The organism is Aquirufa sp. A-Brett2-15D (assembly GCF_054558735.1).
On the sequence record NZ_JBSKFT010000003.1, the window covers coordinates 261,007 to 273,773 of the forward strand.

Sequence of the window (12,767 nt, forward strand, 5' to 3'; positions counted from 1 at the left end):
TCAGGTATTGACTAGATGTGTCAATTCGTGAAAATGCCAAAAATATAAATTCGACGAATTTTCGTAACGCATTCAGCTTTAGAAGCTGCAATTAATAAAACAATAATTCATCTACCCGTAACCAAGCGCCCTTGCCTTTGTTGTCCACAAAAGCGGGAAGCCTTTTCAAACGCTCGGCTTTGATTCGATAATATTTTGCTGGACTAGCAGTCACCGGGATGTTGATGCCGCGTGGGGAATAACCCTTTTTTTCTTTGGGTTGAACGGGTTTTACAGTAGTCAATAACTTTAAATTATCAGGCGATTCCCCCGCCCAAATCTCTACACGTACAGGCGGGAACACATCTGAATCTGTCCTTTCTAAATAAGATAGCGTAACACCGTGGATGGGTGTGGGCTTTGCAAAAGTGGCGACAGCATCGAATTCAGTTTCTTTAAATCCAAGCCAAGAATAATTGGATACGCCTTTTACCTCGCGAGCGCCTAAAACAAAATCGAGTAAGCTCGCGCCACCCGCAGCGGGATAGGACGGGTCTGGCTTTGTGAGTAAATCGATGCGTGCAGGAATAAAATTTGATTTATAAACGCGCATGTCGATGGGCTTGCTGGCAAGCCAGCCGGGTTTAGTGGCTAGAATGCGGACTTTAGTAAATTGATTTATTGCCACCGGACCTGACGTAAATAGTAAAGAAAGGCTGTCTGGAATCGAGTCATTCACCGTGTAGCGGAAAATAACGTCCCGTAACGTATGCTTGAAGTTGAGCTTTTCGCCAGGTTTTAATATGAGATTTTCATTGACCAAAATAGGAGGATTGATCTGCAGTAATTCATCTTTTGGAATGTATCCAGCATCGAATTTGATCTTAGGAAACTGCTTCTGTAAACTGGCTAAATCAGTTGCCGAAAGTCCGGTATTCCACACGTGAATTTCACGTAGTGAGCTAAGCTTCGGTAGTAGTTTTGTGATACCAGAACGCCCTAATTTTGTTCCCGAAATGGACAATTCTTTTAATTGATTTAAGCTCGCTAATTGACTGAGTCCCGCATCATCGATGGAGGTGAAGTTAAGGTTCAATTTTTCTAAATTTTGGAAGGTAGAAACCACCGACAAGTCTTCGTTTTTAATGGGCATCTTAGACAATTGCAATCCCACTAGTTGCTCGCTAACCTGCGATAAATCGGATAGTGTTTTTGGGTCAAATTTTGCCGCCACATAAAAATCTGCTTGCAAAGCCGGGGATTCATAAGCGATGGGATAAACGGTACAATAGGGAGTATTTACTGCGGCGATTTCTGATTCGGAAGCGGCAGAGAAATCGTATTCTTTCGAACTCGTTGTCAACGCTGCTGGTTGAACTAGCTTTTGAAAATCAAGACTATACTGACCTAATTTCTGTTCGAACGAAGCCCCTTCTTTTACCCATAAAGTCAATAGTGTAATTTCATCAGGGCTTAATTGTGCCTTCCCCAGTGGAGGCATGTGCTCTTTCGCGTTCATCGGGAGTTTAATTCGCTGGATCAGATGGCTATTTAGCACATCGCCCGCCTTCCAAATAGCGCCATGTTTTCCACCCTTCATCAGGTTCGCAATGCTATTCATTTTGAGTGCGCCTTTTGTCTTTTGGTCATTGTGACATGACTCACATTTAGCCTTTAAAATGGGCTGGACTATGTCTTCGAAAACGACACTTTCGGGAGTGATTTCTGTCGACTTTGTTCCAAAACGCAAGTAATCTTCCCCATGCGTTATGCTCGCCCCGGTATGTCCCGCGAAGATCAATGCAATGAAGCCCAGCGAGGCTCCCACGAGGAAATTTCTGCGGGCTAAAACCCAAGTAAAATACACAAATGACACTGCCACTCCTGACCATTGATGCCAATCCAAGGCAGATGTTTCATAGCCTCCTTCTTTGGCCAAAAACAAACCAAAAATGGCCGTCATCGTAGAGAAAATCGCAGTCAATAAAAGTAAAAATTCTGCTACTATTTCGAAGGAAGGAAGGTGTTTTTTAATACTAAATAAGGCAAGAAGAAGCACCCCGAATCCGATAGGTAAATGTAAAATTAGAGGGTGTAAATGACCGATTCCGGTAAGGGGTAAGGCAAAACTCGATTGGAAAATCAAGAGGAAAATCAAGAAGCCTTGTAAGCCCCATAAGATCAAATTACCTATTTTTTCCACCTTTCCCATTAGGCCATTAATCCTGGTAAAACGTTCCCCGCAATATCCGTTAATCGGTAGCGTCGTCCTAAGTGCTTATAGGTTAATTGTTCGTGGTTAATACCCATCAAATGCTGTACCGTCGCATGGAAATCATGGATATGAACCGGGTCTTTCACGACGTTATATCCCAGCTCATCCGTCTCCCCATAAACGGTTCCTGCTTTCACGCCGCCGCCGGCCATGAAAATACTGTAAGCACGTGGGTGGTGATCGCGACCGTAATTGTCGACTGTATATTTACCTTGGCAATAATTCGTACGACCAAATTCTCCTCCCCAAATCACCAGCGTTTCGTCTAATAATCCGCGCTGTTTCAAATCGGTAATCAGCGCTGCTGAAGATCGGTCTACATCTTGCGCTTGCATTGCCATTTCTTGTGGCAGATTGCCATGAGAGTCCCAACCTTGGTGGTAAATCTGTACGAAGCGAACGCCCGATTCAGATAGTTTACGCGCTAGCAACACATTCGCAGCATAGGTTCCTGGAACTAGACATTCTGGCCCATACATTTTAATAATGTGATCAGGCTCTTTAGATAAATCGGTTAATTCCGGAACGGCCGTTTGCATGCGGTAAGCCATCTCATATTGCTGCACTTTGGCCTCCACTTCCGGGTCTTTGTTTTCTGCAAATCCCTCGTGATTTAATTCAGCCAATTGATCTAGCATACGTCTTCTACCCGCTTTATCGATGCCATCCGAATCATTTAGATACAAGATGGGATCTTCAGAACTGCTGAATACAACTCCCTGGTGCGTAGAATCTAAGAATCCATTTGTCCAAAGCTTTGAATAAACCCCTTGTCCATTTCCCCTACCCCGCGAAAGCAATACACAGAAAGCAGGCAAGTTTTTGTTCTCACTTCCTAAACCATAGGACATCCACGCACCCATACTGGGGCGGTTACCTACCTGGGCGCCTGTTTGTAAAAAGGTCATGGCGGGATCGTGGTTAATCGCATCCGTACTCATGGTTCGAATCACACAAATATCATCTGCAATCGAACCTATATGTGGGAATATTTCACTGATGTACGTCCCCGATTTTCCGTGTTGTTTGAAATTATAATACGAACCTACTAGCGGGAATTTATCCTGAGATGCTGTCATCCCGGTGAGCCTTTGGGTCCCGCGAATTGAATCTGGTAAATCCTGCCCTGCCATTTTATTAAGCATAGGCTTGTAATCGAAACTCTCATATTGCGACGGGGCACCGTTTTGGCATAAATAAATTACCCGCTTCGCTTTAGGGGCAAAATGCGCAACACCTAAAGGCAGGGACTGGCTCGCAGCATCCCCTTTGAAAAGTTCAGGAACGAGCAAGGAGCCCAGGGCTAATCCGCCTATGCCTGCCGCCGCCTGACCGAAGAAATGCCGGCGCGTAATGTTCAGTCGATTTTTAAAGAATTCGTTTTCCATATTACACGCGCATGATGGCCTCCTCCAGGTTAAAGATTAATTGAATTGTCAGCATCATTGCTGCCGTGGACCCCGTAACAGCCGCTTTGTCCTGTTTGTATTCCCCTATTTGCATCAATTTCTGGACTTTTTTCGGGTTTTTCACACAAGATTCCTGCTCTGCCTTATAATAGTTTATTAGCATTTTCAGCTCCTTTTTCTTAGGAGCCCGGCAGACAATTCGTCTAAATGCCTTCGTCAATTTCTCTTCTATGGATCCCTTTTCATGTGAGATTCGACTTGCTAAAACACGCGAACTCTCTAACACATGTGGATCGTTCATCATCACCAAAGCCTGTAATGGCGTATTTGTTCGACCCCTTTGAACTTCGCATTGATCTCGATTACTCGCGTCGAAAATCAACATGGTAGGTGGCGGAACCGTTCGTTTGATAAAGACATACATCCCACGGCGGTATAAATCCTGGTTGTGATCTTGGATATAATTCATCAGCGATCCACGTCCAGAAGTGGCCACTTCCCAAAGCCCTTTCGGCTGGTAGGTCTTCACACTAGGCCCGCCGATTTCTGGATTTAAAATGCCTGCGGAGGCCAAAACTTGATCTCTTATTTGTTCCGCCGGAATACGGATACGGGACATGCGGGATAAATAATTATTTTCAGGATCTACTTTTTGTGATGCCGATGTTACGGTGGAGGCTTGTCTGTAAGTGGCGGACAAGACGATTTGCTTCACTAATCGTTTGATGTTCCAGCCGTGTGTTTGGAAATCAACCGCTAGCCAATCCAATAATTCTGGATGAGTAGGCAGTTCACCTTGCATTCCAAAATCCCCAACAGTTTTCACGATTCCTCTACCAAAAAACTGTGCCCATAACCGATTCACAAAAACGCGGGACGTCAATGGATTCGCAGGATCTAGTAACCAGCGAGATAGGCCTAGTCTATTTTGACTGTACTTGGCAGGACTGAAGGGCAGGATGCTTTTGGGTATTCCAGCTCTTACTTCTGGCCCTGGCATATCATAATTTCCCCTGGAAAGCACATACGTAGGTCTCCAACGTACAGAATCCGCCATCACCATTACGTCCACAGTGGCTGTGTCCTTTTTGTGAATGAACTTCAAAATAGATTGCACATCTTTCGTGGAGATGGACATATTCGGAGGATCCGCGAAGGACGCATCAATTGTCCCAAACAAGCCCTTTTCTGGCACTTGATTAAAGAAGGCGTAGGTGCTGTAATAATCTTTTTGGGAGATTGGATCATACTTGTGATCGTGGCAGCGGGCACATTCGAAGGTGAGCGCTAGGAAAGATTTGGAAAACGTATTCGTCCGATCATTCACATATTCTACCCGGTATTCCTCATCGATAACCCCTCCTTCTTGCGTGATCTTGTGATTGCGGTTAAAGCCGGTGGCCAGCATCATCTCCTTCGAGGGACGCGGCATTAAATCGCCGGCCAGTTGCCAAGAAGCAAATTTCGCATAGGAATAATTCGAATTAAAGGCGTGAATCACCCAATCCCTCCAGGGCCACATGGTCCGCAATCCATCGTCCTGATACCCGTGAGAATCCGCATAACGGGCTAAATCTAGCCAGCTAACGGCCATTTTCTCGCCATAATGTTTGCTCGATATAAGCTCATTAACCATTTTTTCGTATGCTTCTGGACTTTCATCGCGAAGGAATCGATCCTGCATCTCCAGGCTCGGAGGCAAGCCGGTAAGATCCAAAGCAACCCGCTTTAAAAGTTGCTCTTTAGTTGCTTCAGCACTAGGCTCCAGCGACTTTTCGGCCATTTTTGCATAGACAAAATAGTCAATCGGATTGCGTACCCAATCTTCATCTGCCTTTGGCAATGCCGACTTCACAGGTTTTATGAATGCCCAGTGGGGCTTGTAGACGGCACCTTGTTTGATCCATTTTTCGATGAGGTCTATTTCATGTTCAGAAACCGTTAGATGAGAACTCATCGTAGGCATCCGAAGCGAGGTATCTTTCGTGATTAATCGCATGAATGCATCGGAAGCGTCCGGATTTCCTGGAACGATGGCATGCATGGATGGATTATCTTTAAACGCCGCGTATGCTCCTTCTTGGGTGTCTAAACGTAAGTTTGATTTGCGCTTGTTTGCGTCAGGCCCGTGGCATTTAAAGCAACGATCCGAAAGGATAGGGCGGATGTGGTAGTTATAGTCAATGACATCGGGCATGGAGGTGTCTTGGGCTTGGGTATCGGAACATTGCGTATACGCAAAAATGCTCCCGACGGCCAGGATGAATAAGAACCAAAATCGCTTGTTCAATAATGTCATATTTTTCACAACGAATACGGAAATATACGATTAAATTTTTTCTTTGAAAATTGCTATTTGCCGGAAGCTATTACGGCACTATCTACTTCCAAGGGCCATCGACCTTTAAAACCTGATCGAATAACTACATCAGGCCTTGTTTTTTTAAGTTGCTGGAGTCCTTTTTCAGTTACCTGGGTTTGCCATAAATAGATACGCTTCAGGGATTTAATTTTCGCCAAAACACTCAGCCCTTTATCGCCAATGGCAGTTCCTACTAAATTAAGTGATTCTAAGTAGGCAAGGTTTTTAAGGCCTTCTAGGTCTTTGTCGGTGATTTTCGTATGATGTAGGTCGAGTGTTATGAGTAAAGGCATGGCAGCAATTTCTTTCATAAAATCACCTCCGACACGCGTATTGCCTAATTTCAAATGGACAATTTGATCTTGAATCCGGCTTAAATCTGCGAGTTCCTTCGTCGAAATGAGCGGCGCATTGATGGCATTTATTTCTATAAAGGGCTGGTCTTTTGCTATGGGGTTTGCTACTAATCCGTGCTTTCTTAGGATCGCTAGGTCTGCTTCGTCCGCGGCATCTATCGATAATTTAAATACGGGCGACTCCTGCGTAGCTTCCACTTGCGTATAAGTTTTTAGAACGGTCTTTATCTTTTCATCGGCCGGTAGCTGCGCCACTTTTTTAGTAAAATCGGCGCCATTTTGTACCCACCAATGTAGCAAGGTAATTTCATTTTCTGTTAGTGGGGTTTTTCCTTTGGGCGGCATGTGGTGTTCATCATTCGCGTCTAACAATAAGCGCTTAATGAGCTCGCTATCTAAGGGCTTTCCCGCGGAAATGATCTTCCCATCTTCTCCTCCTACCAAGATAAATTCGGGGGTATCTAATCGAAGTTTGCCTTTCTGTTTTTCGGCATTGTGACAGGAAATACATCGCTGTTCTAAAAGTGGTTTAACTAGCTGTCCATAGACCAGCGCTTCTGGTAGGTTAGTTATTTTAGGTAGTTCTTTCTCCTGTTTTTCTATCCCTAAAATTTCGCGTGCCGAAGCAGGCAAGCTCGCCGTTAAATAATCGGATCCATGCGTTAGATTTCCTCCATAATGGCCAGTGATGGTGAGGCAAGTTAGGCCGAGGATAAAGAGCGCGTTATTAAGACGGCATGGCATTCCCGTGCGCATGGCGTAAGCTAAACCCGCAGACAAAACGCAGGTACTCACGCCCAGCCATTGGTGTATTTGTAAAGTATCTGGATCGTATTCCCCGGATTGCGCCAGTGCCCAACCCATCGCTGCAGAGATTACCGCAAAAGCGGAGGTCCAGATTAAAATGCGAATCACGATAGGTTCTGAATCCCGTTCTTTGGCAAAAAAATACAAAATACCTGCAATGAAAAACATCCCGATGGGTAAATGCACCAGCATCGGATGGAAATGTCCCCAAAATAAAAGCCATGGCTGGCCCGCCTCCGCAACTATCATTTATCCGATTCGCTCTAATTTGATAGGATAAGTTTTTCCAGATGCCCACTGCGGCACGTAGATATTTTCATCGGAATCTGCGTACACATCATGTGGGTGGAAGAACACTTTATTTTCGTCGTCTTTTACTTGCTTTTGCAAAACACCATTTTTATAGATGGGTTCCGAACCGCCCGGAGTAGAAACAACCTTCATATTTTTATCCAAAATTTGAATGTATCCAGAACCTGGCCAGGACGCGTCTGTACTCCTGAAGCTGGCTGCTAAAATATAGTCCCCGTGTAAAACGGGTCTACAAACAAAAGAGCCAGGTAAGTGGTAACGAGTAATGAATTTGCCGTCTAAAGTGAATCTCTTAAAGCTATTGTTCACCCGGTCTGTCACTAATAAAGTCCAGTTATTCGGATCACGTGTATCGACTAAAACGCCGTGGCAACAATTGAATTTATCGTCCGCATAACCTGCTGTATATCCTCCAAAATGGCGGATGTAGCGACCCTTCGAATCATACTGAATAATATAATTAGACCCATACCCATCTGCCACATAGATATCGCCATTTTTCGGATTTACCGCCGTTTCAGTGGGAACAAATTGATGGGGATGATCGTACATTCCCGTCTCTTTTGGGTAGTCAATCTTGAAAATTTCGCGACCTTTTAAGTCGGTTTTAATCACTTGATGGCGGGTATTATCACAAATCAATAAAAACTGTTCGCCTCCCTCATTTAAAATAGTTAAGCCGTGTGCCCCGGGATAGCTGTGTCCCCAAGAGTCTAAAAGCTTGCCTGATTTATCGTAAATAAGGACGTTGTTTTTGACTTCGTTTGTTAGTAAAAAAAGTCGTCCTTTCGCATCTTCCACCATCTCGTGGCAGTCGTTTACTGGATTTTTCCCGGCATCTAATATGCCCCAATTAGGAACTACTTTGTAGGTGAATGATCCGTGACCGAGGGTTATTTCCCCCGCTTTGGGTGCGATTTTTTTCATAGAATTGTTCGTTAGCAAAGAGGTGCCGATAAGTGCGGAACTGGTTTTTAAAAAGTCTCTGCGGTGTATAGGTTCTTTCATTTCATTAAGGTTTATTCACGCTTTCATCAATATTGAATAAGGCATTTGCGACTAAGGTTTTCGCCACTAATAGGGCAGGATTAGGGGGAATTTCATTATCTGGACAAAGTCGTAAAAAGGCCAAAGTCTCCGTAGAATGCGTTCGATAATAGTTCCATGTTTGCTCATAAAAGGCATTCAATTTCTCCGCTTTTTTCGGAGAGATCGTTTTCCCAAATAAATCGGCATAGCCTTTTTGAATAAAAGCAATTCCATTTTCAGGATATTTGCGCGCAAAAAACTGAGAGGACTCTAAGAATACGGGATCATTCAAGGTATTCAAAGCTTGCATAGGCGTATTCGTGCGTATCCGCCTAGAAAGACAAATATCCCGCGTTCCGGCATCAAAAGTGACCATCGTCGGGTAGGGGCTGCTTCGCCTCCAATAGGTATAGAGCGAACGCCTCCATTGGTCTTCGCCATCACTTTTATTCCATTGCATGCCACTGTAGGGAGCGTTCCAAATACCTTCCGGCTGCTCTGGCATAACACTTGGACCCCCTAGTTTTGGACTTAATAAACCAGACCAAACCAGCACCTGATCGCGTAGCTGTTCTGGACTTAAGCGAATGCGTGGACCTCGGGTGATGTAGCGATTATTCGGATCTTTTTCCCGCGTTTTTTCGTCAGTAATAGATGATTGCTGGTAGCTGGCTGACATCACGAGGTACTTTAAAAATTCTTTTGGCTGATACCTAAAATCAACCTGAAATTTATAAGCTAAATGATCTAACAAGGCTTGGTTTACAGGAGCAAGACCTTGGCTTCCCAGATCTTCTAACGTTTCCACAATCCCGATTCCAAATAAAGTTTCCCAGAATCGATTCACCGCTACTCGGGCGGTTAATGGATTGCTTTTGGATCCGATCCAATTCGCTAAATCCAATCGATTAGTCACTGCCGCATTTTTAAAGAGCGCTGGAATTCCTGGCTGAACGGAAGATCCCGGATTTAACCAAGAACCGCGCGTGAACACCCGCGTAGTTCGAGCATAATCCGCTGGGTTTTCTAGCATAACCGGCGTAGTCAATTCAGGTTCAGATGCGATGGCCTGTATAGCTAGATTTTCAAATTCGGTAGACTTAAGTTGCGTTGGAACCTCCGGCAGTAAAGCAAAAAATCCAATGGTTGCCGTTGTTTGATCCGGATTCGCTCTAGCATTAATAAACTCCCAAACGAGGTCTTGCTTTCCCGGTAGAGACGGGATGTTAACAAAGGTATAAGCCCACCCTTTTACCCAACGGCCTTTAGGCGCCGCATACTTTTCTTGTAGCGTGGTGTCTAATTTGATGCACGCAATAATCGGCCCTGTTTTTGTGCCTTGGTGAATGTTCAAGATGGTGGGCGCTGGACCCGAATTTCGGCAGGCAATCAACAGCTTTGTTTTCCCCATCATGGGAACAGCCTTAAATCTAGCGGAACCCTTATGCCGAATTGCTAAATATTTATTATCTGCCAAAGCCCCATTCTCAAACTGGTCAGCCCAATGGGGATGAATTTTAGGCTCTACAAATCGGATCATATTTCCCCATGCTTTTTGGGAGGGCATCGGCTGATTTACTAAAAATGCCTTCAACCGCGCAATCGTTTTTTCATCGTCCGGTTTATAGTGTTTGTACGTAGGCGATTCATCAGGAACATCTTCGTCACGGGAGTTATTGAAGAAAGCCATATACCGGTAATATTCATCGTGCCGGATGGGGTCATAGGGATGAGAATGACATTGTACACAGCCAAAACTAGTGCCTTGAAGTACCTCCCAAGTGGTATTTACCCGATCTAAAATAGCTGCCGTGCGAAACTCCTCATCTTCCGTCCCGCCCTCATCGTTGTTCGTGGTATTGCGGTGAAAAGCAGTCGCGATGAAGTCGTTTTCTTGCGGATTCGGAAGCAGGTCCCCTGCTAGTTGCTCTTTGATAAACTGATCATAAGGCTTATTCTGATTGAAGGAGGCGATGACATAATCCCGGTATTTCCAAATACTCCGCGCCTCATCTTTTTCATATCCTTTCGTATCTGCATAACGCGCTAGATCCATCCAAATGGCGGCCCATTTTTCACCAAAATGCTGAGATTTCAACAGCTTATCCACTTGCTTTTCGTAGGCCTGATCTGATGCATCTTTTTCAAATTCTAGGAAGTCAGACGCGGTAGGCGGAAGCCCCGTTAAGTCCAAATAAAGCCGTCTCAATAAATCGTTTTTTTCAGCCGCTGCGGCATGGGAAAGTCCGTGATTTTTTTGCTCCGCTTGTACGAAATAGTCCAGGTCATTTTTTGCCCAACTCGGCGAAATCCCCACCCAGCTCAGCGCTTTTTCCCACCAATTTCCCGACGGGATACTAGGATCTTCTACAGCTTGATAGGCCCAATGCTCTCCCCAATTTGCCCCCTCTTTTACCCAAGTGGTTAATAAATCAATTTCCTCTGCTGAAAGAGCCGGTCTTTGATAAGGCATCTTTTCTTCCGGGTCACGACTATGCAGTCGCTGAATAAAGGAGGATTGTTCTGGGTGACCAGGAACAATGGCAGGTTTTCCGGATTTCGTTTTTCCTAGCGCCTCTTCCTGGAAAAGTAAACTAAAGCCGCCTTGCTTTTTTACCCCTCCGTGGCAGGAAATGCAATTTTTATTCAGGATGGGTTTGATCTGCGTGCTATAATCCACCTGCTGTTGTTTGCTCGAAACGTAGTATGCGGTGATTCCCGCAATGCAAAGGCCCAGAAAAATGTATACTTTTTTCATCCCTTAACCCAAAATCGGTTTAATCACTTTCCCGTATACGTCGGTCAAGCGGAAATTTCGCCCCTGAAAAGGGAATGTAAATTCTTCGTGGTTAATACCTAAGCAATGTAAAATGGTGGCTTGCAGATCATAAATGGAAGTTTTTCCACTCACCGTCGCATAGCCTAAATCATCCGTCTCACCGAAGGACATCCCGGGTTTGATTCCGCCACCAGCCAGCCACATCGTGAATGCCTCCGTGTGGTGATCGCGCCCAAAAAAACTTTGCTTCTTACCTTCTCGGTTTTCTTGCATGGGAGTACGCCCAAACTCCCCGCCCCAAACAACTAAGGTTTCATCCAATAATCCCCTCTGTTCTAAATCTATCAATAGCGCGGAAACGGCTCGATCCGTTTGCAGGCATTTTTGATGTAAACCAAAATCCACCGATTCATTTTTCCCTGTTCCATGCGCGTCCCAACCCCAATCAAAAAGCTGCACAAATCGAACCCCTTTTTCGACCATTTTTCTGGCGAGCAAGCAGTTATTTGCGAATGATTCTTTGCCCGGATTTGTTCCGTATAATTGATGAATATATTCCGGCTCTTTACTTATGTCCATGACGTCTGGTACGGAACTTTGCATTTTATAAGCCATCTCGTATTGCGCAATTCGAGCCACCGTTTCAGGATCGCCAAATTCCGCGAAGGTCTCTTCGTTCACCGCATTGATGGCATCGATACTCGCTTTGCGGATATCGGTATTTACGCCTTCCGGATTCTTTATGAAAAGTATGGGTTCTCCTTCGGATCGACATTGGACACCTTGGTAAACCGACGGCAAGAAACCGCTTCCCCAGGCAGACTTTCCTGCATCTGGGTTTTTACCCCCGGAGGCAAGAACCATAAAGGAGGGGAGGTTTTCGTTTTCGGATCCCAGGCCATACGAAACCCAAGAGCCTAATGACGGCCGCCCTAGTCGCGCGGATCCAGTGTGCATCAGCAATTGTGCGGGAGCATGATTAAACTGATCCGTATACATGCCTTTTAAAAAAGTGACTTTATCGGCTTGAGTGGCTAAATGGGGCATGTGGTCTGATATCCAATGTCCTGCATTCCCGTGTTGCATGAAATTAGCTTTAGGCCCGAGTAAATTAGGCACGCCTCGAATGAAAGCAAATTTCTTCCCATCGAGCAATTCTTTAGGGCATTCTTTGCCGTCAAATTTTGCCAAAATGGGTTTATAGTCGAATAATTCTAGTTGTGATGGCGCGCCAGCCATATGTAAAAATATGACGGATTTCGCTTTCGCAAAATGGGGAGGAATGCGGGTAGAGGCCTGTTGGTTTTTTAAAGGCGAGGAACAATTCCATAGCGCAGAGCCGAAGGCGAGGGAGCCAATACCTGTCCCCAGCGACTGCAAGAAATGTCTCCTTGTAGCCAGCGTGGCTTCTTTTTCGATCGCTTCTTTTACTAATTTGTCCATTCTGCCTTTATCAGGA

At 45.0% G+C, this 12,767-nt stretch carries 7 protein-coding genes; all 7 read right to left on the reverse strand.

Annotated elements, in window-relative coordinates; genetic code table 11:
* Nucleotides 1-91 precede the first annotated feature (91 nt).
* The 7 genes from ACST14_RS09225 to ACST14_RS09255 are packed head-to-tail and all read right to left on the reverse strand — an operon-like array spanning nucleotide 92 to nucleotide 12,751.
* Nucleotides 92-2,191 (reverse strand): c-type cytochrome domain-containing protein, encoded by a 2,100-nt coding sequence (locus ACST14_RS09225; RefSeq protein ID WP_459462844.1) that lies wholly within the window; start codon nucleotides 2,189-2,191, stop codon nucleotides 92-94.
* Complete coding sequence (locus ACST14_RS09230) at nucleotides 2,191-3,642, reverse strand: DUF1501 domain-containing protein (protein ID WP_459462846.1); 1,452 nt, start codon at nucleotides 3,640-3,642, stop codon at nucleotides 2,191-2,193. The genes ACST14_RS09225 and ACST14_RS09230 overlap by 1 nt, the downstream gene beginning before the upstream one ends.
* A gap of 1 nt (nucleotide 3,643) precedes the next feature.
* On the reverse strand, nucleotides 3,644-5,962 hold the full coding sequence (locus ACST14_RS09235) for a PSD1 and planctomycete cytochrome C domain-containing protein (RefSeq protein WP_459462848.1): 2,319 nt from the start codon (nucleotides 5,960-5,962) through the stop codon (nucleotides 3,644-3,646).
* Between the two features lie 53 nt (nucleotides 5,963-6,015).
* Nucleotides 6,016-7,437: a c-type cytochrome domain-containing protein gene (locus ACST14_RS09240; RefSeq protein ID WP_459462850.1), complete on the reverse strand. Its 1,422-nt coding sequence runs from the start codon at nucleotides 7,435-7,437 to the stop codon at nucleotides 6,016-6,018.
* Nucleotides 7,438-8,508, reverse strand: a complete 1,071-nt coding sequence (locus ACST14_RS09245; RefSeq protein ID WP_459462852.1) for an NHL repeat-containing protein — start codon at nucleotides 8,506-8,508, stop codon at nucleotides 7,438-7,440.
* 4 nt (nucleotides 8,509-8,512) lie between these two features.
* Nucleotides 8,513-11,287, reverse strand: coding sequence for a PSD1 and planctomycete cytochrome C domain-containing protein (locus ACST14_RS09250; RefSeq protein WP_459462854.1), 2,775 nt, complete (start codon nucleotides 11,285-11,287; stop codon nucleotides 8,513-8,515).
* 3 nt (nucleotides 11,288-11,290) lie between these two features.
* Nucleotides 11,291-12,751, reverse strand: a complete 1,461-nt coding sequence (locus ACST14_RS09255) for a DUF1501 domain-containing protein (RefSeq protein ID WP_459463131.1) — start codon at nucleotides 12,749-12,751, stop codon at nucleotides 11,291-11,293.
* Nucleotides 12,752-12,767: the final 16 nt, after the last annotated feature.

Excerpts from the sequence above, each read along its gene's own strand:
- ACST14_RS09240 (WP_459462850.1), bottom strand. The coding sequence starts at position 7,437 with ATGATAGTTGCGGAGGCGGGCCAGCCATGGCTTTTATTTTGGGGACAT.
- ACST14_RS09225 (WP_459462844.1), bottom strand. The coding sequence starts at position 2,191 with ATGGGAAAGGTGGAAAAAATAGGTAATTTGATCTTATGGGGCTTACAA.
- ACST14_RS09255 (WP_459463131.1), bottom strand. The coding sequence starts at position 12,751 with ATGGACAAATTAGTAAAAGAAGCGATCGAAAAAGAAGCCACGCTGGCT.
- ACST14_RS09235 (WP_459462848.1), bottom strand. The coding sequence starts at position 5,962 with ATGACATTATTGAACAAGCGATTTTGGTTCTTATTCATCCTGGCCGTC.
- ACST14_RS09230 (WP_459462846.1), bottom strand. The coding sequence starts at position 3,642 with ATGGAAAACGAATTCTTTAAAAATCGACTGAACATTACGCGCCGGCAT.
- ACST14_RS09245 (WP_459462852.1), bottom strand. The coding sequence starts at position 8,508 with ATGAAAGAACCTATACACCGCAGAGACTTTTTAAAAACCAGTTCCGCA.
- ACST14_RS09250 (WP_459462854.1), bottom strand. The coding sequence starts at position 11,287 with ATGAAAAAAGTATACATTTTTCTGGGCCTTTGCATTGCGGGAATCACC.